This is a genomic window from Candidatus Flexicrinis affinis, assembly GCA_016716525.1.
Classification (GTDB): domain Bacteria; phylum Chloroflexota; class Anaerolineae; order Aggregatilineales; family Phototrophicaceae; genus Flexicrinis; species Flexicrinis affinis.
The window spans coordinates 101,378-125,019 of record JADJWE010000004.1 but is presented as its reverse complement, the minus strand read 5'-3'; the positions used below and the strand labels follow the sequence as shown (position 1 = coordinate 125,019).

Below are 23,642 nucleotides of genomic sequence, written 5' to 3'. Positions count from 1 at the left end.
AGCGGCTAGGGGACGCCGCGGCAGCGGAGGACCGGCGCAGATCGAACGGCATGGTATGACGAATGACACCATTGGCCCCGTACGCCGGTACCGACGCAAGCCGCCGTTGAGAGACGGACGACATTACAAAACTCTCAGGGTGTGTGCATTGACAAAGTATTTACATACGATTGAGAATCAACGTGTATGACAACGAATGAAGGCGATCATCACATGGTCGACGTATTGGAGTGGGGCCCGGTGCTCAACCACGTGGTTGCAGACATCGTCCTCGCCGATCAATCGCAGCGGACGCACAGCATCGCCACCTTGACCGGCTCGCGCGGTCTGCTGTTGGTATGTCTGAGCGAACTGTGGCAGCCCGTCAACGTACGGCGTGTGCTGTGGCTTCAACGCCACGCAGCGAATCTCGCACTAATGGGCGTTCCACCCGCGGCGATTGTCCAAGCGACGCCGAGCGCGGTGCAGACGTTCAGCCACACCATGCCCTTCCCATTGACGTTTTCGGTGCTGGCCGATCCGCTGTCCAGCGCCGCCTTGCAGTACAACCTTGCCCACCGCGGTTGCATCATGCTGATCGATCCGCACGGCGTGCTGCGCAGCAAATGGGTGCTTCCGGACACGATCGCATGGCCGAAGATGTCGGAAATCCTGCATGCCGTTCAGACGGTTGAAGGATGCGGCGGCACCGCGCGGCCGATCTAAGAGCTCCCCCCCCGGAGGCTTCCCCCCCAGCCCCTTTTCCGGATCTCCTGCAAACCTCCCCTCACTTCTCAAACGGCTTAACCGGCGCGACCGGATAGGCGCTTGAGCTTGCGAATGTAGCCATCGGCGTCCGGCACGTGCACCGGCAGATGCCGGTACGGCGGGCGCGGGGGCGCGACCAGAATGACCTCGACCGCCCCGCCGAGATCTAGCCCCGGCTCGGTCGGGAAGGGCGCATGCCACGCCTCGTCGGTCGTGTCGCGAATCGCCTGCATGAGGGCATTGCGCGTGTTTTCCGCCTCTTCGAGCACCTGTGGCAGCGGATGATCGCGCCGCTCGGCGATGCCGCCGTAGTGGATGCGCACGCTCTCGCGATAGTCGCGCATGGCGTCGATGCCCGGATGTTTGATGCCGCGCGCCCACGCCTCCATCATCGCCACGGTCATCGCCTCGTAGGTGATGAGATGCGCCAGCAGGTCTTTGAACGACAGGTGCTGATCGCTGTACAGGCCATATTCGACCGTATCAGGCAGCAGCATTTCCTCAGGCGTGAGGGCGTCGGTCAACGTACGCACGGCCGCGTGCTCGACGGCCAGTTCACTTAGCGCGGTAGAACGCGGTACGGTGGCGCGCATTAGCGATAGTGCTCTTCTTCGGGGGCAGTGATGCCGTTGATCTGCTTCCAGTGGTGCTCGCCATAGCGGCGCGTGTATCCGCTGCCCCACTTGGCCAGCGCGATCTGACCGACGACCATGATGATGGTCAGGCCGATCAACACAAGTACGAACTCCATGATTCCCTCCATACGCGCAGTGCGTATCTGATAATTGTATTACGTTTCACGCGCGCGCCCGGTCCTCCCCCAAACTTTGGGGGCAGGGCAGAACACGACGCAATCTGTCTAGTTTCACCCGGGACTTGCGCCGTGTGCCGGTTACGGGTTCTACTCCGCCCTTTTGGCGCCGGACCTACCGCGAAGTCTCGCCATACTGACCAACGACGATATCCACAGTCGCGGTGGACGGCATCCATGTCGACAGCCAATTCGCGCTCGACGGCAAGCAGATCGGCAGCAGCGTCGAGATGATTCTCGGCGCAGGCACGTGCCATATCCGTTATAGTTATACGCAGTCCGACTCAGCCAACCGCACAGGGACGCAGCAGCACGACTGACGTCCGTCTGCGTCGCAAACCGACGAAACGAGGTGAAGCGCATGACTTTGACAGGCGCACACTACATCGCCGGCACGAACAGCCGCGAAGGCTCCGCTGTGTTCACCAGCGTCAACCCGCGCACGGGCGAACGCAGCTTTGAGTTCGTCAATGCCACTGCCGCCGAAATCGACCGCGCCGTGCAAGCTGCACGCGACGCCTTTGAAGCGCTGCGACACTACCCATCCGAACGGCTTGCCGGCCTGCTTGACGCCATCGCCGCCGAAATCGAAGCGCTGGGCGACGACCTGCTGACTCTCGCATCGGATGAGACCGGTCTGGACCTCGGGCGGCTCACCGGCGAGCGCGGCCGGACGACCGGACAACTCCGAAAGTTCGCCGCGCTGCTGCGTGAAGGCTCGTACGTCGACGCGATCATCGACACCGCCCTGCCCGACCGTCAGCCCGCGCCGCGCCCGTCGATCCGCCGTATGCTGGTACCGATTGGCCCGGTCGCCGTGTTCGCGGCCAGCAATTTTCCGTTCGCGTTCAGCGTGGCTGGCGGCGACACGGCCTCGGCCCTCGCCGCCGGATGCCCGGTCGTCGTCAAGGCGCATCCAGGCCATCCCGGCACCAGCGAGCTCGTCGCGCAAGCCGTGACGCGGGCAGTCGCGACTAGCGAGTTCCCGGCCGGGACGTTCTCGCTGGTGCAAGGCGACCGCATCGACGTCGGTCACGCGCTGGTACAGCACCCGGGCATCGCCGCCGTCGGGTTCACTGGATCGCTGCGGGCCGGACGCGCCTTGTTCGATGCCGCCGCCGCGCGCCCCGTGCCGATCCCGGTGTATGCCGAGATGGGCAGCGTCAACCCGGTCGTGCTGCTTCCGGGCGCGATCGCCACCCGCTTCGAGTCGCTGGCCGACGGATTGGTCGGCTCGGTCACGCTCGGCACCGGCCAATTCTGCACCAACCCCGGGCTGGTATTCGTGATCGACGGGGAGGACAGCCGCGGCTTTATCCAACGCGTTACCGAGAAGATGCAAGCGGCGCAGCCCGGCGTGCTGCTGAACGACAAGATTCAGGCTGGCCTAGTGCAGGCCGTCGCGGGGACGGCGGCGCATCCGAGCGTGACCGTGCTCACCGGCGGCGAGGCGCTGCCGGGCCCGGCGTGTGGCTACGCACACACCGTCCTGCTCACCGACTCCGAGGCATTCCGCGCCGACGACGCATTGCAAGCCGAACACTTCGGCCCGGTGACGCTGTTCGTCGCATGCCGCTCGCACGACGACCTGCTGGCGACGCTCGCCGCGCTCGAGGGCAACCTGACCGCGACGGTTCATGCGGCCGACGACGAGGCGCATGCCGCCGCTCGGGTATATGCGGTACTGCGCGAAAAGGTCGGCCGGCTGATCTGGAACGGCTTCCCGACCGGCGTCGAGGTCGTCTACGCGATGCAGCACGGCGGCCCCTACCCCGCCACCACGGCCCCGGCCACGACCTCGGTCGGCATGACGGCCATTCGACGGTTCATGCGCCCGCTGGCGTTCCAGAACCTGCCCGACGCCCTGCTGCCCGATGCGCTCAAGGACGCCAATCCGCTTGGAATCTGGCGCGTCGTGGACGAAAAGCTGACGAAAGACGCCTTGTAGATATCGTTCGTGTGAAGTCGCATCGAAGGGGTTGTGAAAGCCATGATTGCACTGCTTCGCTACTACGAACCCGGTCACGGCCCGCGGGTCGGCGTGCGTCTGGACGACACCGTCTTTGATGTGTCCGCGCACATCCCGACCGTTGCGCAGTGGCTGAACCACAGCGCCGGCCGCGTCGAGGACGCAATAGACGACCTCCGTTCGGCAGCAGGCACCGCCGAACGGCGCTACCCGTTCGAGTCGCTGTGCGTGGCGCCGGACCCGCACGTGCGCCATCTGCTGCCACCGATCGACACGCAAGACGTGTGGGCGGCAGGCGTGACCTACGAGCGCAGCCGCGAGGCCCGGCAGGAAGAATCGCAGGACGGCGGCGATGTGTATGCGCGCGTCTACGCCGCCGAACGGCCCGAGCTGTTTTTCAAGGCGCGCGGCCCGTGGGTCGTCGGCCCACTGGGCGAGATCGGCATCCGGCGCGATTCGGCGTGGAACGTCCCCGAGCCGGAGCTGACGCTGGTCGTCAACCCGGCGCTGGAAGTCGTCGGCTACACCGCCGGCAACGACGTCAGCAGCCGCGACATCGAAGGCGAGAATCCGTTGTATCTGCCGCAGGCGAAGGTGTACACGGCGTCGTGCGCGCTCGGCCCGCAGATCGCGCTGGTCCGGCTGACCGAATGGCCTTCGCTGATGATTAGCGTGCGCATCGAACGCGGTGGCGCAGCGGTGTTCGAGGGGTCGATCGGCACCGACCGCATCCACCGCCGCAGTGACGAACTCGTCACGTGGCTGGGGCGCAGCATGCAGTATCCCGACGGCGTGCTGTTGATGACCGGCACCGGCATCGTCCCCGGCGGCGATTTCACGCTGTCGCCGGACGACGCCGTCCACGTCACGATCCCCGGCGCCGGCACGTTGACCAATCGGGTGAAGGTGGTCTAGCTACTCCAGCGGCGACGCGCGCCATATAATCTCAGCAGCGTGGGTGTCGTGGCGGGATAGAACAGTGATTGTTGACGTATTGAAACGCGATCAGTTCACACCGGAGCAGGAAGCCGCCCTGCTTACGCTGTCCCGGGCCGTGTATCCCCCAGCGAGCCGAACGATGCGGCGGCCATCTCATGGGCGCCAACCGTGTGGCGTGTACTGGTATGGGACGAGGCAGGGCGGCTTGTATCGCACGTCGGTGTGCTGGTGCGCGATGCCACCTACAACGGTCAGCCGGTGCGCCTCGGCGGAATCGGCGGGGTCCAGACCCATCCGGACGCACGCGGCAAGGGCTATGCCAGCGCCGCGCTGTCGAGGGCGGCACAGGTGCTGCGCGACACGTTGGAGGTCGACTTCTCGCAGTTGGTGTGCCGCCCCGCACTCCTGTCGTACTATGCGCGCTTGGGCTGGCAGCTCTTCGGCGGCGATGTCTACGTTGACCAGCCAACCGGCCGCCAGATATTCACGTTCAATCGGACCATGCTGCTGAGCGGGCGCATCCCTGCCCCACAGGATGGCGTGTTGGATCTGTGCGGCCTGCCGTGGTAAACGGTGTCAGATCGTGCTAGTGTTCCGCACTCCACCGCGCCGGCGGGCTACCGGTATTCGTGCGACAGATAGGCCGCGCCCTCAAGCAGATCGCCGGTGAAGTCGAAGAGCGTCGCGTTGTCCCAATGCGCCCCCTGCCCCCAACGCGTCGAGCATCCGGTCGAGACCCACGCCGGTTCCCAGTACACCGCCCCCAGCGCGCCGTTGCTGATCAGCGCCTGCATCAAGTCGATCAGAAAGCGGCGCTGTCCGTCCGGGCTGAACGGATAGCCGGGGATGCTCTGACTTAGGACGTTGTTCGCCATCTCGTCGACTGCGTCGCGCGTCCAGCCGTAGGCCGTTTCCAGCACCATCACGTCCTTGCCAAATCGCTGCCGCAGGTGCCCAACTTGTGCGCCCACCTCGGCGATCGAGAACGTGCTCCACTGCGGATAGTACGAGACTCCGATGACGTCGTAATCGGTGACTCCGGCGACCACGGCCGGATCGGCGGCGAGGTCTTCCAGCGCCTGCGGCGTTCCCGCACCGGTCAGGATGATGTGATGGCCCAGCTCGCCGGCACCGCCGTGCGCGCTCTCATACACCTGCCCGTTGACGACCATGCCCATGCCGATACCGCGCCCGATCGTCACCACCACGAAATCGCTGCGGTTGTGGCCGGCGCCGAAAAGCTGCTCGGTAGCAATCTTGTCAAGCAATTGGTCGATTGAAACCGGGTGCACCCGAAAATCGGTATAGGACAAAAGTCATAGAAGTGGCATGACAAACGTCCCAGCGCGTTAAATTTCAGGGGAGACCATCGTCACTGGACTCAACCGACTTCATGCTTCGTTCCTCCCATTCTCATATACTCACAGAAGAGGGATTTCGCTTTCTGCACCACAGGCGGAGGCCTATATATTATGCTCGTTTCCAGTCGAACTCGTTCACTCATCGCACTTGCCGCCGCGGCGGCCCTACTTCTCCTCTTATCCACCACCACCTTCGCACAACCCCCCAATCCCGCTGCGCCACTTATCAATCCGTCAGACGCCAGCGTTCGCAGTGCCAGCGTCTACGTCGGTGGCTTGACCGGGCTGCGCGGGATTGTCGTGGATACGGCCGACAACCTCTACTACTCGGAAGGGTATTCAGGAGAGGTGACTCAGGTCACCCCGGCCCAAGCGACATCCGTGTTTGCGACCGGACTTGCAGGGATGAGCGATCTCGCGCTAGACAACAACGATGTACTAGCAGTACTGGTTGGAGACGTCTCGAAAGTGCCGGCGTCAAACACGATCGTGCCGTTTGCGTCCGGACTACCAGCCTCATCACAAAGAATCGCGTTCGACAGCGGCGGCAACATGTACGTCGTCGGTGCCTATGACGCGATCGCGAAATTCGATTCAGCCGGAACGCTGATCACATCGACCCTTTCAAGCGGCTTCGGCAGCATTGCTGGACTGGTGGTTGACCCTATCAGTGGCGATCTGCTCGTCTCCCAGCCTGACGGTCATATCTGGCGCGTCGACAGCATCACCGGAGACGCATCGCTGTATCTCAACATAGGTCAGTACACGGACAGCGGCTTAGCACTCAGCCCGTCCGGCGACCTGTACTATGGCGACTCGATGAACGGTCGTGTATTGAAGATTGAGGCCGGCACCAAGTTTGTCACGTCGTGCGTTTCGGGTGTCGGGTATGTACGCGATCTAGCGCTCGACAGCCTTGGCCGGCTCTACATCGCCGACGATTACACCACCGTCTATCGTGCCGATGCGTGCGACCCGCCAGCCCACGGCGCGGTCAGCGGCAAGGTGACGACCACCGACGGCGTCACGCCGGTGCCGGATGCCACCGTGTGCGTCGGCCCGTACGACGAATCGTTCTACTGGACATGCCTCGGCGTGCAGCCTGACGGGACGTATGTCATCCCGCTGCTCGACCCGTACAGCTACCGTGTGGAGGCGCGCGCGCCCAACCGCGAAAACGAGCTGTACTTCGACACGCCCTTCTACAATCAGGCGCTTCCGGTGCTGGTCACCAGTGGAAGCACGACTCCCAACATCGACTTCACGCTCGGTGCCGGCGGTTCCATCCAGGGCACGATTACCCTCACCGACGCCGGCAGTGTCAGCAACGGCTGGGTGTGCGTCGACGAATATGACACCGGCAATCATATCCGCTGCCGGACTGGCGACGTGATCGACTTCGGTGCGCTGACGTATTCGTTCGACCACCTGCCCAGCGGCACCTTCCGGGTGCGCATGTGGATGCAAGGGTATGGTCAGAAGTACTGGGACGACACGTTCCTGTATGACGAAGCCGACCCAGTCACCGTGCTGGCCCCAACCCCAACCACCGGCATCAACTTCACGTTCGATCCGGGCGGGTCGATCAGCGGTACGGTCTACGAGTTGGACGGCACCACCCCGGTGCTCAACGCCGAGGTCTGCCTTGAGTCTATGGACAACGGTTTCGGCTTCGGCTGCCAGTGGGTCAACCCGGCCGACGGCACGTACACCTTCGACGGCGTCCAATCCGGCAACTACCGCGTTGACGCCCGTGCGGACGGCCTCGAACAGGAATACTGGGAGGAGACGCCGTACTGGGATCTGACCACACCCGTTGTCGTCACGGCGCCAGACCCGGTCACCGGCATCGATTTCACGCTCGGGCCGGCCGGCGCCATCAGCGGCACGATCAGCCTGAACGACGCCGGCGATCTTGCACTGGCCAACCCGTCCGTCTGTATCAACGAGTACGTCACAAACTACCACATCCGCTGCCACGGAAGCGACATCATCAACATCGCGACCGGCGCGTATGTGTTCGACAACCTACCTGCCGGGACGTACCGTGTGTCCGCCTACGCGTTCCCGTATCTCGATGAGACCTATCAGGAACGCCGTTACTACCACGAGGGCGACCCGGTCGTCGTCACCGTGCCGGACATCACGCCGAACATCGACTTCACACTCGATCCGGCTGGCACCATCAGCGGGACGGTGCGCGATGCGGTCACCAACGATCCGCTGGGCGGCATCCCCGTCGACCTCGACAACGGCGGCTACGGCACCTGCACCAACCCGAACGGCACCTACACCATTGAGCGCGTTCCGCTCGATGAGCCGCACACCGTGCAGGCCGGTGGGCCGGGATGGGACACCTGCCCCGGCGACAACCACACACGCGAATGGTGGCAGGAAGAGTCCGACCGCAACAACGCCGACCCGATCACCCTGACCTACGGCGCCAACCAGTTCGAGACCGGCATCGACTTCACGCTTGACGTGGGCGGGTCGTTCAGCGGGCGCGTCACTGAGGCCGACGGCATCACGCCGGTAACTGACGCGCAGGTGTGCGCACACGTGCATCCGTTTGGCGAGGGTGTGGGTTGCTTCAATGTCAATCCTGACGGCACGTATACGTTCGACGCCTTGCCGGCTGGGCTGTACAATGCCGAAGTCCGGGCGTCCGGCTTCGCGACCGAGATGTACGACAGTGTAACTTACTACGGAGACCACGGTCTTGCGACGCCGATACCGGTAACCATAGGCGTGAACACGCCCAACATCAACTTCACGCTCGAACCGGGCGGATCGATCAGCGGCACGATCTTCGCATCCGATGGCGTGACTCCGCTGCCCAGCGTGCCGTTCGGTGTGTTCTGGGGCGGCTTCAACAACTGCGCGGATGGCAGCGGCACGTACACGATCTCCGGCTTGCCGCTCAATGTGCCGATCACGCTCTACGCCGGCGGTCCAGCCGAGTCGTGGATGCAGGGCTGTGACGGCGGTTTCATCCGCGAGTGGTGGCAGGAAAAGCAGTACGACTACCAAGCCGATCCGATCACCCTGACGCTCGGCGTAGACCAGAACGTCACCGGCAAGAACTTTACGCTCGACGTCGGAGGCTCGTTCAGTGGGCGCGTCACGGAAGAAGACGGCACCACGCCGATCCCGAATGCACAAGTCTGCGCGCAGATTCACCCGTTCGGCGCCAACTCCGGCTGTGTGAACGCCGACAATCAGGGCTACTACACCTTCAGCGGGTTGGGCACGGCCAGCTACGCGGTCAATGCGCGTGCCGATGGCTTCGCGCAGGAGCTGTTCAACAACGTGCCGTGGTATGGCGACCGGTCGCTGGCGACTCCCGTCAACGTGACGGCCGGCGCGGACACCCCGAACATCCACTTCGCGCTCGGCCCTGCCGGCACGATCAGCGGCATCGTCTATGACGAGGACGGGGTCACGCCGCTGGGCGGCATCCCGATCGACCTCGAATTTGGCGGCTTTGGCAACTGCACGAATCCCGACGGGACGTACACCATCTACAACGTTCCCCTTGGCCTCCCGGTTGTGATCCGTGCCGGCGGTCAGGGATGGCCGGGCTGTCCGGGCGACTTCCACCTGCGCGAGTACTGGCAGGAAGCCGAAAACTTCGACCAAGCCGACCCGATCACGTTGGGGCCGGGGCCGAACCAGCACTTGGGCGGCATCGACTTCACACTCTCGCTCGGCGGTGCCATCAGCGGTACCGTCACCGAAGCCGACGGCACCACGCCGATCTATCAGGCGAACATCTGTCTAGGTAGTATCAACACCCCCAGTTGGTACGGCTGTCAGCAGACAAACCCGGACGGGACTTACCTGTTCGGCGGTCTGCCGGACGGGCAATATCGCGTGGAAGCAACCAAGGACGGCTACGCGGCTGAACTCTGGGAGAACAAGTACATCTACGGCAACTTCGCCAATCCGACACCGGTCGACGTCAGCGCCGGTGCAACGACGCCCGACATCAACTTCACGCTCGATCCGGGCGGCACGATCAGCGGGACGGTGCGCGCCGCAGACGGCGTGACGTTCCTGCCGCTCATCCCGGTCGGCACCGACGGGCTGTGGTTCGACGACTGCTCGTCCAACAGCGACGGCACGTATACGATCCGCGGCCTGCCGCTCAACGTGCCGATCTATATGTCGGCGGGCGGCCCGCGGCGTTGGCTCGGCTTCTGCGACGACTCGTATCTCATGGAGTGGTGGCAGGAAGAGGCGGACTTCGCCAACGCCGACCCGATCACTCTGACCCCGGGTGGTGGTGAACACGCCACCGGCATCGACTTCACGCTCGACCTCGGCGGCAGCATCAGCGGCACGATCTACGAGGCCGACGGCGTCACGCCAATCGCATCTACGGCGTGGGTGTGCGTGGCCGAATATCCCTTCGGTCAGGGCATGGGCTGCCTCGATGCCAATACGGTCGTCAACGGCGTCTACACGTTCTCCGGCCTGCCGACAGGCAACTACCGCGTCGAAGCGTATGCGGAGAACCACGTCGGCGAGCTTTACGACGACATCCCGGTCTATTTGGACTGGGGGCTGGCGACACCCGTCGCGGTAACTGCTGGCTCGACGACAGCCAATATCGACTTCGCGCTTGAGCCGGGTGGCAACATCACTGGCGTCGTCTACGCTGCCGACGGCATTACGCCGCTGGCGAACGTGCCGGTTGACCTCGAGCAGGGCGGTTTCGGCCGCTGCACCGGGCCAGACGGCACGTACTACATCGACGGCGTGCCGGTTGGCACCCCCCTGCTCGTGCGCGCGGGCGGAAACGGCTGGGACGGTTGTCCCGGCGGCTCGCACTTGCACGAGTGGTGGGAGGAAGCCGACACCGTCGGCGACGCCGACCCGATCACGCTCACTCTAGCGGGCGAGGTGGCCGGTGACATCAACTTCACGCTAGATCCGGCTGGCTCGATCAGCGGCAAGGTCACCGAACCGGACGGCACAACGCCGATCACCGACAGCAGTTGGGCCGTGTGGGTGTGCCTCACCGACCATACGACCGAAGAAGGCATTGGATGCCAACAGGCGAATGCGAACGGTACCTACGCGTTCGGCGGCTTGCCGACCGCGTCGTATCGAGTCGCCGTCTACGCCGAGAACCGCGTCTTTGAGATATACGACAATGTCCCGCAGTACATGGGTATAGCGGGAATCACCCCGGTCGGTGTCACTGCGGGTGCGGATACGCCGAACATCAATTTCGCGCTCGATCCGGGTGGCACGATCACCGGCACCGTATTCGACGCCGGCGGCACATCGCGCCTGACCGACATCGCGATCCGGATTGACATCGGCGGCTGGAGCGTCTGCTCGCGTACGCCGGACGGCACCTATCTCTTCGATGGTCTGCCGCTCGGCGTGCCGATCGCAATCTCGGCCGGTGGTCTTGAAGACGCGGGCTGCGGCGACACCCAGCACCTGCGCGAATGGTGGCAGGAGTCGTCCGACGAAGCAGGCGCCGACCCGATCACGCTGACCGCCGGCGCGGGCCAGAACGTCACCGCCAAGGACTTCACGCTAGAAGTCGCGCCGCGCATCACCGGCAAGCTGACTGCGGCGGATGGCGTCACCGTGCTGCCCAACAGTCAGGTGTGCATCAACGACTACGCGACCGATGCCGGCATGGGCTGTGTCCCGGTGGCGGGCGACGGCACGTACGTGTCGATGCCGCTCGAGCCGGGCAGCTACCGTGTCTTCGGACGGGCTGACGGTCACATTACCGAAATGTGGGACAACATCCCGATCACCAGCGATCCGGCTCTCGCAACACCGGTTGTGCTGACGGCGGGTAACGACGCGACCGACATCGACTTCGCGCTCGACCCGGCCGGCACGATCAGCGGGCACGTCTACGCCACCGATGGCGTCACGCCACTGGGCAACATCCCGGTCGACATCGAGGGCGGCGGCTTCGGCCGCTGCACGGAACCGGACGGCAGCTATCAGATCACCGATCTGCCGCTCGGGACGTACACCGTTCACGCCGGCGGCGTGGGCTGGCCGGAATGCCCGGGCGACCTGCACCTGCCGGAATGGTGGGAAGAATCCAGCACGGCCGGCACGGCCGACCCGATCACGCTGGCCGTCGGCCCGACGCAGAATGCCAGCGGCATCGACTTTACGCTCGCGCTGGGCGGCACGCTCAGCGGCACGATGACCGAAACCGACGGCACCACGCCGCTGGCCGGTGACGTGTGTGTCGAGACGTTCGCTGGCGCGGTCGAGGTCGGCTGCTACGGCGTCGACCCGGGAACGGGTGCGTACACCACCGCTGCGCTGCCTGCTGGCAGCTATCGCGTGACCGGCCACGCGCTCGATCACATCTCGCAGTTCTACGACGGCCTGAACCACCCGGCCGACCCCGCAGCGGCGACCCCGGTCGTCGTCACCGCCGGTGCAGACCAGCCCGGCATCGACTTCGCACTCGACCTCGCCGGCAGCATCAGCGGCACAGTCTTCGCCGCCGACGGCACGACGCCGCTCGGCAGCATCCCGGTCGACCTCGAAGGCGGCGGTTACGGCCGCTGCACCGAGCCGGACGGCACCTACACCATCGACGGCTTGCCGCTCGGCGTCGGGCACATCGTCCACGCGGGCGGCGCAGGCTGGCCGGAATGTCCGGGCGGTACGCACCTGCCCGAATGGTGGCAGGAGGCCGCCGCGCTGGTCGACGCCGATCCGATCACACTGACGGCAGGCGCAGAGCAGCACCAGACCGGCAAGAACTTCACGCTCGACCCGGCCGGATCGATCAGCGGTACCGTGCGTGACGCCGTGTCCAACGACCCGCTGGGCGGTATCCCGGTCGATGTCGAGGGCGGCGGTTACGGCACGTGTACGCTGCCTGACGGCTCGTACATCCTGCGCGACCTGCCGGTTGGCGTCGGAATCATCATCCACGCCGGCGGGCCGGGCTGGCCGGAATGCCCGGGAGACAGCCATTTGATCGAATGGTGGCAGGAAGCCGACACGCTCGGCGATGCCGACCCGATCACGCTGACGCTGGGCGCCGGTCAGAACGTCACCGGCAAGGACTTCACGCTTTCGGAGGCGCTGGCCGCGCCGGGCGGGCTGACCGCTACAGTCATCACCAACAACCAGATCGACCTGAGTTGGAACGACAACTCGATCGACGAGACGGCGTTCCACATCGAACGCTCGCCGGATGGCGCCGCTTGGGCCGAGATCGACACAGTCGCGGCGGATGTCGAATCCTACTCCGACACGACGACCTTCTGCGGCAGCACGTACCACTACCGCGTGCGCGCGTTCCGCGCCGGCGACGGGTTGTTCTCGTCGTACAGCGCGCCGGCGATCGCCACGACCGACGTGTGCCCGTCCGGCATCGAACTGCTGACGCCGCCCAATGGCGACGTTACGCGCAACCGTACCCCCGCGTTCACGTGGACGGATACGGACGGCACCGCCACCAAGTTCCGCATCCAGATCGCTACCGACGACGCGTTTGCGGCGGTGATCGTCGACGAGCAGCCCACGCTTCCGTCGTTCACGCCGGCTAGCAACCTGCCGAAGGATACGCAGTTCTGGTGGCGTGTCGCGGCGAAGGATGCCGGTGGATGGCGCGCGTGGTCGTATGTCTGGACGTTTACCGTCGACCGCACCGCGCCGGCCATCCCGACGCTGTTGTCCCCGGCTAACGGCCTGACGATCAATGCGCTGCAGGACTTCTGCTGGAACGCGGCGACCGACGCCGTTTCGTACGAGATCGAAGTCTCGTCCGACCCGGCATTCGGCAGCTTCGCGGCCACCGCGACCGAGACCGACCTGTGCTTCACCAGCCCCGCGCTTGACGACGGCATGTGGTTCTGGCACGTCCGGGCCTACGACCTCGCCGGCAACAAGAGCGACTGGAGCAGCACATGGGCCGTGCAGGTCGACATCGTGCCGGCCGTCTCGCCGACCCTGCTGCTCCCCGCCGACCTCACCGTCACCCGCGAACGTCAGCCGGAGTTCGGTTGGACTGCTGTGACCGACGCGCAGAAATACCGCATCGAGATCGCGTCCGACGCCGGCTTCGTGTCGATCGTTCAGACGGCCGATACTACCGGAACGGCCTTCACGCCGGCTGACAAGCTGGCCGAGGGCACGTACTTCTGGCACGTATCGGCAAAGGCTCCGGATGGGCTGTGGAGCGCGTTCAGCAGCGCGTGGTCGTTCACCATTGACCGCACGCCGCCGGACGTCCCGGCTCTGCTGTCGCCGGCTAATGGCCTGACGATCACCGCGCTGCAGGACTTCTGCTGGAATGCGGCGACGGGTGCAGCAACGTACGAGATCGAACTCTCGGACGACCCGACCTTCACCAACTTCCCCGCCACCGCAGTCCAGCCCGCGCTGTGCTATATGAGCCCAGCGCTCGACGATGGCATGTGGTTCTGGCGCGTTCGGGCCTACGACGCCGTCGGCAACAAGAGCGACTGGAGCAGTACGTGGGCCGTTCAGGTCGACCTCGTGCCGGCGCTGCCGCCAGTGCTGCTCTCGCCCGACGACGCGTACGTCACGCGTGACAAGACGCCGGACTTCGCGTGGCTTCCGGCCCCGGACGCCAAGAAGTACCGCATTGAAGTCGCGCAAGATTTCGCGTTTGTCAGCATCGTCATCAGCGACAAGACGAAGGTCGAGCTGTATGCCGCGCCTGAGAAACTCTCAGCCGGCACGTACTACTGGCACGTCCAGACACAGGGCAGCGACGGATTGTGGAGCGCGTTCAGCCCGACGTGGTCGTTCACCATCGACCGCACTGCGCCGGCCGCGCCGATCCTGATCAGCCCGGCCCACAAGGAGGTCGTCATGACGCTCACGCCGACCTTCGACTGGGAGGACAACCTCGAAGCCGACTTTGACGAGTACATCATCGAGCTCGACAACAACAAGGACTTCTCCTCGCCGATCCTTGACGAGGAAGTAGACGTGTCGACGTACACGCCAGCCGCCGCGCTGCCGGGCAGCAAGGTGTTCTGGCGTGTCCGCGCCGTCGACGAAGTCGGCAACAAGAGCGACTGGTCGGAAACGCGCAAGCTCGAGATGACCGTGCTCAAGTCGGTCCCCGGCTTCAGGGGGTGGTAACGAAGTCGATCTAGCGAGGGTCGCGGTCCCTCCATATAGGTAATCCCCTCCGCGATTGCAGCGGCCCTCCCGGCAGTTCGGGAGGGCCGCTCGTATTCGCGTGGGTGTTGAATAGTGCCCGGCGTTGGGTTTATTCGTAACGAAGGACGTTCAGCGGCTTTTCGCCAGAGGCACCCCAAGCAGACGTCAGCGCGGCAATCAGCGCGACGACAACACACAGCAGCATGAGGAGCATAGCCGAACCGACCGGAATCGCTGTGCTCGGTGCGCCCGTGGTTCCGATCAGGAGGATGAGAGCCAAGAGCCCAATTCCGACGCCGATCAGACCACCGATCAGTCCGAGCACCCCGTTCTCGAGCAAGATCATGAACAGTACCCGTTCGCGCTGCAGGCCAACCGACTTCATCACAGCGATCTCGCGCCTGCGTTCCATCGTGGTCAGCGCGACCGAATTGGCGATCACAACCCCACCCACAATCAAACCGAGCGCCGCCACCATCGTCGGGAAGGCGGTAAACGTGCCAAGCAGGCCGCTGACCAGTCGCGTCAGCACGGCGTTGTCGAGCACGAACGACCCCGGCACGGTCGCGAGCTGCTGCCGCAGTGAGGCGATCTGCTCTTTGTCGACCTGCGCTGTAATCGTGTTCGAAGTCGGGGGGATATCCGCAGGGAATGCGTCGATCGGTACATAGTTCTGTGCCTCGAACCCGCCAAAACTGCTTTGCGCGATTCCGATGAGTTCGAACGTCAGTGCCGGTGCCTCGCCTTCAGCGTCACTGCCGAGGTCATAGGTCAGCAGGTCGCCGACGCGAAGTCCGGCAGCCTCAAGCAGCGGGCTGGTGGTCAGGACAATGACGCGCGCCCCGGAATCACTCGGCGCCAATTGACGGCCCGTGACCATGCTGCGCTCCGCGACGGAGCTGACGTCCGACGCGCTCACACTGCTGATCGACGCCGCGAAGACCTCATACGCGTCGGCTTCAGCGCCCTCGCCGCCGAATCCGAAGAAATCGGGCATGGCCTCGAGGCGCGCACGCAGGTCGCCGGGCGACAGCACGATGTCGCCTTGCTGGATCGAGAGCAGGCGCATGGTGTACCCGCGTTGGACACGATACTGCTCGACATACGGCAAATCGTCGAGTACACGTTCGATCGCCGGAAGTTGGGCTGGGGAAGCCGCGCTAATCGTGACATTTCCACCGCTCGCCTCCTGCAGCGAGAACTCAAGCAGGTTGTTGATTGAGTCGGCCAGCAGCGTGATGGTGCTCAGCGAGAACACGCCGACCACGAGTGCGAGCAACGTCATCGAGGCGCGCCCGCGCGCGGCCAGCATTTGGCGCAGCGAGATTTTGAGGTCGATCAGCCCGAACGCTGGGAAGAAGCGCCCTACCAGCCAGATCAGCAGCGAGACGATCAGGTAAAGCACGCCAGCGGCGACAAATACGCCGACAATCAACTGCAGTGCTGAACTGAAGGTTCCCGTGATGCCCTGAGCAATCAGGCTCAACACCATAATCACGAGCCCGAGCACCAACAACGTCTGAACGCGTCCCGTCCGCGGAATGACAACGTCTGTGGGCCGCAGTACGATGCCCGGACGCACTTGACCGGCGGTGAGTGTCGGAAGAAAGCCGAAAACGGTGGTGATGATGACGCCGATGAGTATGCCTGTCACGGCAGGCTGAGGCGTGAGCACAAACGGAAGATCGGTCGCCAGCAGGCGCTCGGCCACGCCGCGGATCAGGAACGTCGCGCCCCAGCCCAGAACGACGCCCGCAACGCTGCCGATGACGCCCATCAGCATCGCCTGAACCAGGAACAGCGTCGTGATCTCGTTCGCCTGCAAACCGAGCGTCTTGAGAACGGCCACTTCGACCGTGCGGCGCCGGACGATGACCTGCATGGTGTTGACAATGCCTATGCTGCCGATCAGCATCGACAGCAGGCCCATCACCGTCACCAGCGTATTGATGTTGTCCGAAAGCAGTGTGTAGTTCTCGCGCAGGTCTTCGGTGGTCGTGGTCTGAACAAACGGAAACTCCGCCTGCAACGCCGAGTCAATGTCAACCACGGCGGAAGGGTCGCTCAATTTGATGAACGCGAGGTCCGCCTGAGCAGGAACATCCTCGAAGAGTTCGATCGCCGATTGATCGAGATAGTAGAATCCAAACAGCGAAATCAACATGTCCGACGCGGGGTTCTTGATCTCCTGCCCGGTATCGACAACGCCGCGTACCGTGAACTCGGCATCCGCCCCGCTGATCTGAAGCGTATCGCCGGTCTCAGCGCCGAGCACCTGAGCGACCTGATCGCTGATGACGATATCCGTTGGCGCGTTAATCAAAGCGGACAGCGGCTCGCCGGTCGTCGCAACGACCTCTCCGTAGAAGGGGTATACGTCGGGGTCGATCAGTAAGGGTACAACCTGACTGGCGTCGGCTCCCGTTGCCGGCAGGACCAGCGCCGTCCCGTCACCGCTGCCGAGGAACAAACTGATCGGGTCCGCCAGCGGCTGACGATAGGTGAGTTCTGCAGCGCCGGGATACGATTCGTCCAGCCACGCGCTGATGGCGTCGATCCCGCCTTGGCTGAGCAGATAGGTGGTTTGCCGCTGGCCGAAGAACGACACGGTCTGTTCCACGATCAGCCCGTCCGCGATTGCCTGCGCAAGAACCTCATCCGAGGCGTCTGCGCTGAATCCGGCGTCGAGCTGGAATTGGATGTCGCCGCGGTTGCTCTCCTGTAGGCCGCCGGTCAACGATCCGCCGATCATCACCGCAAGCGTCTGCAGCGAGACGATCGCGGCAACACCCGCGGCAATGCACAGCAGCGAGAAGAACGTGCGCTGGCCGTTGATCCACAGGTCGTTGAGCGAGTGCCTCAGAAAAAAGCGAATGTTGTCCAGCATGGCTATTCCCCCCGAAACTGCTTGAGTTCGCCGGTGGCGCGCTTGTCCTTCAGGACGGCCACCGCGGCCTGCTGCGCTGTCGAGAGCGGATCCGTATCGGAGGCGATGTGCCCATCGACCAACGTCACCAGTCGATCCAACTGGGAGGCGATGTTCGGATCATGGGTGACGATGATGACCGTGGTGTGCATCTCCTGCTGAACGCCGCGCAGCGCGCTCATGACGGTGTCGCTGGACTCGCTGTCGAGGCTGCCGGTCGGTTCGTCGCAGAGGATTAAGGCAGGATCGTTGGCCAGTGCACGTGCGATAGCCACGCGCTGCTGCTGCCCGCCAGAGAGCTGCGTGGGACGGTGATGGAAACGATCACCCAACCCAAGCATGTCGAGCAGTTCTTTTGCCCGCTTGCCGGGATCGGCGCGCCGTTTCCGCGAGAACTGAATTGGGAGCGACACATTCTCAAGCGCGGTCAGCGTAGGAATCAGGTTAAAGAACTGGAATACGAAGCCGATTTTCTCGTTACGGATGCGCGTCAGGGCGCGTTCGTTCATCGAGGTGATGTCGGTACCGTCGATGAAGACCTTGCCGCTCGTAGGGTTGTCCAACCCGCCGATCAACCCCAGCAACGTTGACTTGCCACTTCCGGAGGGGCCGATGATCCCCATGAATTCGCCGCGTGCAACATTGAGCGTGACCCCCCGCAGCGCCTGAACCGTAACCTCGCCAAGCTGCAGATCCTTCCGCAGGTCTTGAACGTTCAGGACTGCCTGATGATGGTTTTCTTGTGCCATTCCCGCCTCGTTTCCGTGTCAATGTGCACCCGTGACAAAACGTCCGGCTGCGCTCAAGCAGCGGCGGACGAGAACTGATTTGGATGGGCCCCGGCCTATCCGGCCCGACTGCCATGACTAATCGTCTTCTTTTGGATCGTCGGGACTCATCTGACTACGAAACGCCGTCGTTTCCAGTTGCACGCAGGCGATAGCCGTTCCTTTGGACGCTACTCCTAGTGCGAGTTGGTGTCAATCCTGTACACGATGCAACCGGCCCGGAGTGAACGCTCCGGGCCGGTTTTGTGGTCGAATGGAAGGGTTGCCGATTTTCGCGTGCATTCGGCGGCAGCGCTTGCGCGTGGCTTTACCACCCGTCCATCACAACGGCGGCAGGCAGTCGCGCGCCTTCACCGCGTGCAGGCCGTCGACGATGCGGTCCGCGTGACCCACTCGCCCCTCCGGCCCGATACCGATCGTCCAGAATCCGCCCGCCTTTGCCGCGTCGATTCCGGCCTCCGCGTCTTCGAACACCACGCAGCGGTCGGGCGGCAGGTCGAGCCGGCCCGCAACCCAGACGAACAGGTCCGGCGCGGGCTTCTGATTGACGACGCTGTGCCCGTCGCCGATCGCGCTGAACAGGTCGGTGATCTGAAGCCGGTCCAGCACGTCGCGGGCGTTCTTGGACGCCGACCCGAGGCCAAGCACCACGCCCATCGCGCGCGCCTCGTCCAAGAAGTCGCCCACGCCGGGCAGCAGGTCGGACGGCGTGATATCGTGCAGAAAGTCGCGGTAGTACGCGTTCTTGCGCTCCATCAGCCGCTGCATCTCATCTTCCGGCAGTTCGCGCCCATTGAGGACCAGTTCGAGGCTGCGCCGGCGCGGTACGCCGCGTAGGGCTTCGTTGTCGTGCCGGTCGAACGGGATATCCAACTCCTGCGCGAGCCGCTGCCACGAGCGAAAGTGGTATTCCGCCGTGTCGGTAATCACGCCGTCGAGGTCGAAGATGAAACCGGTTGTATCGATCACTGCTGCTCCTTCGCGGTCTCGGTTTGGCCAGCGCGCGCTTCCAAATGAACCGGACGGCCATGCCACTGCACGGTCACGCTGACGCGGTGCCAATGCGGCGGCAGCGCCGGGTCGATCTGCGGCCCGGACTCGGTCAGTTTGAGGCCCAAGAAGCCGAACACGACCGCCTGCCACAGTCCGCCCGCGCTGGCGGCGTGAATACCGTCGCGCACGTTGCCTTTGCGGTCTTCGAGATCGATGGCAGCGGCGTACATGAACAGCTCGTAGGCCGTCTCGATCAGCCCGAGACGTGACGCAACCCACGCGTGGATCGACGGGCTGAGCGACGAGCCGTGGTCGACCACCGGGTAGTACGTCTCCCAGTTGCGCATCAGGAATTCGCGGTCGCCCAGTTGATCGCCCAGCAGCGCCATCATCATCACGACATCGGCCTGCTTGATGACGCGCGACGACTGCGTCTTGGCATGGCCGAGCAGCCAATCCATGTTGGCCGTGCGTGGGCTGAAATCGTGCAGCGGGATCGGCTTAAGCCGGTCGAAGAACCCTTCGAACTGCTCGAAGACCACGCCATCGCCTTGATCGCTGGTCGGGATCCACATCTTGGCGACGATGTCGCTCCACTTCCCGAGCCGCGTTTCGTCGATCTTGAGCGCCGCTCCGAGCCGCCGCGCCACATCGGCATGATGGGTCGTCAGCCATTCCCACACGTGCAGGGCTTGCTCGAGGTGCCACGCCGTCATGCGGTTAGTGAACACGCTGTTGTCGACGTTCTCATGGTACTCGTCCGGGCCGATCTGCATCGACAGCTCGTAGCGGCCGGCGTCCGCGTTCCACTCGGCGCGGCTCCCGTAGAAGACCGCCGTATCGAGCACCATTTCCACGCCGTAGTCGAGGAACCACCGTTCGTCCCCCGTCCAGCGCCAGTACTGCAAGATGGCGTAGGTGATGTCGGTGCTGATGTGTTGTTCGTTGTCGCCGGTCCAAATCCGGATGCGTTCGCCCTGCGCGTTCAACTCGTTGGCCCACCGTGGTGTGGTTTCGAGGCCGGTGTCGGTGCTTTCCCACGGATACATCGCGCCTTCGAAGCCGGCCTCGCGCGCCTTTTCGCGCGCCCCGTGCAGGTTGTGATAGCGGTACATCAGCAGCGATCGCGCCCGTTCCGGATAGCACAGCGTAAGCGGCGGCACCATAAACAGCTCGGTGTCCCAGAACACGTGCCCCTTGTAGCCGAAACCGCTGAGGGTCTTGGCGCCGATGCTCACGCGTTCGTCCTGCGTCGGCACGGCGATCATAATGTGGTACGTGCTGAAGCGCACCGCGAGCTGGGCCAGTTCGTCGCCCTCGATGACAACGTCCATGCGCCGCCACACATCCGACCACGCGGCATCGTGCGCCGCCTTAAGCGCGTCGTATCCGGCCGCCACTGCGGCTTGGAGCGTACGCTCCGCCGCGGCCGCGGGATCGTCGGTGTCGCGCGTGGTATGCAGCGCGACAATCTTGGTGAATGTCACCTTGTCGTATTGAGCGACCTGCACGGTCGCCTTATGCGCCGCCATCCGGACTGCCGGGTCATCGCTCCACGACACATCGACATCTGTCGACGTGTGCGCGTGCATCGCCACCCGATACCCGCTCTGCGACGTCGTCCCGTCGAAGCGCAGCGTGGCACCATCCACGCTCAGCGCCCGCTCGGACCAGTGATCGACGTTCATCGGGTTATTGCCGGTGGCGTCCAGCGCGTCGATAACTTCCAGCGTGTGGTCGCCGTCGCTCATGACTTGCGCCATCACGCGCAGCGCCATGACATGCGGGTTGTCGAGGCTGGCGAAGCGCTCGAACAGCACGCGCAGCGTGACACGATTCGGGCTTAGCCACAACACGCCGCGCCTGAGCGTGGCCGTCTTCAGGTCCAGCACGCGTTCGAAGCCGATGACCCGCCCGGCGTGCATGACGAACGTCTCGCCGTCAACCCGGACGCGAAACGACAGCCAATTGGGCAGGACCGGAAGCTCCGGCACCAGTTGGCCCTGCGCGTGGTTGAACACGCCGGCGGCAAGCACCGTCGCCGACTCGCCCGGATAGCCTTCTTCGAACGCCCCGCGCACGCCTACCAGCCCATTGCCGATGGTGTAAATCGTCTCGGTATGGGCGATGTCGTTAGCCCTGAAAGGCGCTTCCTTGACCTGCCATAGACGCTGCTCGTAAAGGTTCATCGCACGTCCCCTCTCTCTCGTCCTTCCGGGTCTTTCGCTGTTGTCATGCGGGCGAAGCATATCCCTACGCCCGAATAAGGTCATTGCTGCCGTACCGCCGGGCGATCCAGACTGTCCCTAACGCCCACCCATCAAACGCTATATCGTGCTGCTCCCGCGGATCACCAGCTCAGGCTGGATCAGGACCTGCCGCGAGCTGATGGGCTGCCCGTCCAACTGCGCCACAAGCATCTCGATCAGGATTTCCGCGGCCCGGCTCACGGGCTGGCGCAGCGACGTCAGTGACGGATGCATGAATTCGGCGATTGGCGTGTCGTCGAAACCGGTGACCGCGATCTGCACGCCTGCCGCCGCGAACGCTCGCATCACGCCAGCGGCCAGCACGTCGCTGACGCACACCACAGCCGTCGGCGCGGTTTCAAGATCGAGCAAGCGCCGACCGGCTTCGTACCCTTCGCGCACATGATTCGTAACGCGCACGTCCAATGCGGCCGGCGGTTCAACACCGCACTCGCGCATGGCGCGCATGTACCCCAACCAACGGCTGTCGCCGGACACCGAGCCGACCGGCCACCCGACGAACCCGATCCGTTGATGGCCGTGCCTGATGAGGTGTTCGGTGGCGGCGTGCGTCCCGCTTTGCCCGTCCACGTCGACCCAGAACACCTCGTCGTCCAGCGGCGTGTTGCTGCGCCCGAACGCGACGAACGGAACACCGGCCTCGTGCAGGTACACAAACCGCGGATCGTCCTGCACGGTATGGCTCAAAACGAACCCGTCGACCCGCTTGGTCGCCGCCAGTTCGCGGTAAATGGCGACATCGGTGCTGTCCTCGGCGCTGAACACCAGTACGTTGCGGCCGTGGGCTTCCGCGTTGCGCAGGATGGCGTACAGAAAGCTGTCGAGCACCGGGTTGAACTCGCTGCGCTGCTTGTCCCACGCATAGCCGATGACGCGGCTCTGGTTGTCGCGCAGGCTGCGCGCGCGCGAACTGCGGATGTACCCGAGCCGATCGACAACCTCGAGCACCCGCTGCCGCGTTTCCGGGCTGATCGCCCCTTTTTCGTTCAGGACAAGCGAGACAGTCGCAACCGATACACCGGCCTCTTCGGCCACATCACGAATTGAAGGCATTCTCCCTCCGCACGCTGCGGACGGCCGCCACGCGGTCAATCACCGCGGCGCTTCCAATCGCGCCAACGGCGCCCCATGTCAGCACGAGCCACGCTGCGATCAGCACGGTGCTGATCACCGACAGCAGCGCGACGCATGCAATGATCGTCAGTGAAAAGAACGGATTGCGCAGCACCATCACGATCGCGTTGCGCGACGCACCCCATACGTCAGGTTCGGCCATCTCGAGATACAGCGGCCAAGTGTACAGCAGCAGCCCCATCCAGACGACGGCCCCGAGCATCCACCCGACCCGCAGGATCTGGATCACAGGCCCGGTGAAGGCCGCATAGCTGATCAGGTTGCTGGCGACCACGACGCCGAACACGGCCATCGCCAGCCCCCATGGCAGCGCCTTCCAGATGTGCGCCTTGAACGTCTCCCAGAACAAGTCCATGTCGGCGCCGCGCGCTTCGGTCTGCGCGCGATGGCTGACCGTGAACAGGGCCACCAGCGCCGCCGGCATCGTCACGACCGGCAGGCTGAGCACGATAAAGGCGAGGTTCGCCCAGATGTACACGTACCCCTGCCGGCGCACGTCGTTGAGCGCCCGCAGCACCACGCGCAGCCCTTCGATCATCGGACACCTCCACCGCACACGC

The 23,642-nt window shown here is 64.2% G+C and carries 15 protein-coding genes; 6 read left to right on the top strand and 9 right to left on the bottom strand.

All coding sequences use genetic code 11. From position 1 onward, the window contains the following. Window positions 1-186: 186 nt before the first annotated feature. Entirely contained in the window at window positions 187-705 is a 519-nt protein-coding gene (locus IPM16_12940) for a redoxin domain-containing protein (GenBank protein ID MBK9124004.1), read from the top strand. A 77-nt stretch (window positions 706-782) separates the two neighbouring features. Here the strand turns inward: IPM16_12940 and IPM16_12935 are convergent, their stop codons facing one another. Both IPM16_12935 and IPM16_12930 read right to left on the bottom strand, forming a co-directional pair. Continuing rightward, window positions 783-1,340 (bottom strand): DinB family protein, encoded by a 558-nt coding sequence (locus IPM16_12935; GenBank protein MBK9124003.1) that lies wholly within the window; start codon window positions 1,338-1,340, stop codon window positions 783-785. Beyond that, entirely contained in the window at window positions 1,340-1,498 is a 159-nt protein-coding gene (locus tag IPM16_12930; protein MBK9124002.1) for a hypothetical protein, read from the bottom strand. Before IPM16_12930 ends, IPM16_12935 begins: the two co-directional genes overlap by 1 nt. Window positions 1,499-1,722: 224 nt before the next feature. Here IPM16_12930 and IPM16_12925 point away from each other — a divergent pair, with 224 nt between their 5' ends. From IPM16_12925 to IPM16_12910, 4 genes are all read left to right on the top strand, one after another. Beyond that, window positions 1,723-1,878, top strand: a complete 156-nt coding sequence (locus IPM16_12925; protein MBK9124001.1) for a hypothetical protein — start codon at window positions 1,723-1,725, stop codon at window positions 1,876-1,878. 41 nt (window positions 1,879-1,919) lie between these two features. Next, a complete protein-coding gene (locus tag IPM16_12920; GenBank protein ID MBK9124000.1) occupies window positions 1,920-3,506 on the top strand; it encodes an aldehyde dehydrogenase (NADP(+)) in 1,587 nt (528 codons plus the stop codon). A 42-nt stretch (window positions 3,507-3,548) separates the two neighbouring features. Next, window positions 3,549-4,442, top strand: a complete 894-nt coding sequence (locus IPM16_12915; GenBank protein MBK9123999.1) for a fumarylacetoacetate hydrolase family protein — start codon at window positions 3,549-3,551, stop codon at window positions 4,440-4,442. Window positions 4,443-4,634: 192 nt separating this feature from the next. Next, window positions 4,635-5,036, top strand: coding sequence for a GNAT family N-acetyltransferase (locus tag IPM16_12910; GenBank protein ID MBK9123998.1), 402 nt, complete (start codon window positions 4,635-4,637; stop codon window positions 5,034-5,036). 47 nt (window positions 5,037-5,083) lie between these two features. Here the strand turns inward: IPM16_12910 and IPM16_12905 are convergent, their stop codons facing one another. Continuing rightward, window positions 5,084-5,734 carry an ROK family protein gene (locus tag IPM16_12905; protein MBK9123997.1) on the bottom strand — a complete coding sequence of 217 codons (651 nt, stop codon included), beginning with the start codon at window positions 5,732-5,734 and terminating at the stop codon, window positions 5,084-5,086. Window positions 5,735-5,938: 204 nt separating this feature from the next. Here IPM16_12905 and IPM16_12900 point away from each other — a divergent pair, with 204 nt between their 5' ends. Next, a complete protein-coding gene (locus IPM16_12900; GenBank protein MBK9123996.1) occupies window positions 5,939-14,950 on the top strand; it encodes a carboxypeptidase regulatory-like domain-containing protein in 9,012 nt (3,003 codons plus the stop codon). Window positions 14,951-15,080: 130 nt separating this feature from the next. On the opposite strand, the gene IPM16_12895 is transcribed toward IPM16_12900, so the two are convergent. The 6 genes from IPM16_12895 to IPM16_12870 all read right to left on the bottom strand — a co-directional run bounded on the left by IPM16_12895 (window position 15,081) and on the right by IPM16_12870 (window position 23,620). Beyond that, on the bottom strand, window positions 15,081-17,858 hold the full coding sequence (locus tag IPM16_12895; protein MBK9123995.1) for an FtsX-like permease family protein: 2,778 nt from the start codon (window positions 17,856-17,858) through the stop codon (window positions 15,081-15,083). A gap of 2 nt (window positions 17,859-17,860) precedes the next feature. Beyond that, window positions 17,861-18,646, bottom strand: coding sequence for an ABC transporter ATP-binding protein (locus IPM16_12890; protein ID MBK9123994.1), 786 nt, complete (start codon window positions 18,644-18,646; stop codon window positions 17,861-17,863). 360 nt (window positions 18,647-19,006) lie between these two features. Then, the gene (gene pgmB, locus IPM16_12885; GenBank protein ID MBK9123993.1) at window positions 19,007-19,651 is read right to left on the bottom strand and encodes a beta-phosphoglucomutase; all 645 of its coding nucleotides are present in this window, start codon (window positions 19,649-19,651) and stop codon (window positions 19,007-19,009) included. Then, window positions 19,651-21,867, bottom strand: a complete 2,217-nt coding sequence (locus IPM16_12880; protein ID MBK9123992.1) for a glycoside hydrolase family 65 protein — start codon at window positions 21,865-21,867, stop codon at window positions 19,651-19,653. The genes pgmB and IPM16_12880 overlap by 1 nt, the downstream gene beginning before the upstream one ends. Before the next feature lie 138 nt (window positions 21,868-22,005). Beyond that, window positions 22,006-23,001 (bottom strand): LacI family DNA-binding transcriptional regulator, encoded by a 996-nt coding sequence (locus tag IPM16_12875; protein MBK9123991.1) that lies wholly within the window; start codon window positions 22,999-23,001, stop codon window positions 22,006-22,008. Next, window positions 22,985-23,620, bottom strand: a complete 636-nt coding sequence (locus IPM16_12870) for a DUF624 domain-containing protein (protein ID MBK9123990.1) — start codon at window positions 23,618-23,620, stop codon at window positions 22,985-22,987. Before IPM16_12870 ends, IPM16_12875 begins: the two co-directional genes overlap by 17 nt. Between the last annotated feature and the right edge of the window lie 22 nt (window positions 23,621-23,642).

Coding starts and splice junctions, on each gene's coding strand:
- IPM16_12915 (MBK9123999.1), top strand. CDS start 3,549: ATGATTGCACTGCTTCGCTACTACGAACCCGGTCACGGCCCGCGGGTC.
- IPM16_12920 (MBK9124000.1), top strand. CDS start 1,920: ATGACTTTGACAGGCGCACACTACATCGCCGGCACGAACAGCCGCGAA.
- IPM16_12900 (MBK9123996.1), top strand. CDS start 5,939: ATGCTCGTTTCCAGTCGAACTCGTTCACTCATCGCACTTGCCGCCGCG.
- IPM16_12935 (MBK9124003.1), bottom strand. CDS start 1,340: ATGCGCGCCACCGTACCGCGTTCTACCGCGCTAAGTGAACTGGCCGTC.
- IPM16_12890 (MBK9123994.1), bottom strand. CDS start 18,646: ATGGCACAAGAAAACCATCATCAGGCAGTCCTGAACGTTCAAGACCTG.
- IPM16_12930 (MBK9124002.1), bottom strand. CDS start 1,498: ATGGAGTTCGTACTTGTGTTGATCGGCCTGACCATCATCATGGTCGTC.
- IPM16_12870 (MBK9123990.1), bottom strand. CDS start 23,620: ATGATCGAAGGGCTGCGCGTGGTGCTGCGGGCGCTCAACGACGTGCGC.
- IPM16_12880 (MBK9123992.1), bottom strand. CDS start 21,867: ATGAACCTTTACGAGCAGCGTCTATGGCAGGTCAAGGAAGCGCCTTTC.
- IPM16_12940 (MBK9124004.1), top strand. CDS start 187: ATGACAACGAATGAAGGCGATCATCACATGGTCGACGTATTGGAGTGG.
- IPM16_12875 (MBK9123991.1), bottom strand. CDS start 23,001: ATGCCTTCAATTCGTGATGTGGCCGAAGAGGCCGGTGTATCGGTTGCG.
- IPM16_12895 (MBK9123995.1), bottom strand. CDS start 17,858: ATGCTGGACAACATTCGCTTTTTTCTGAGGCACTCGCTCAACGACCTG.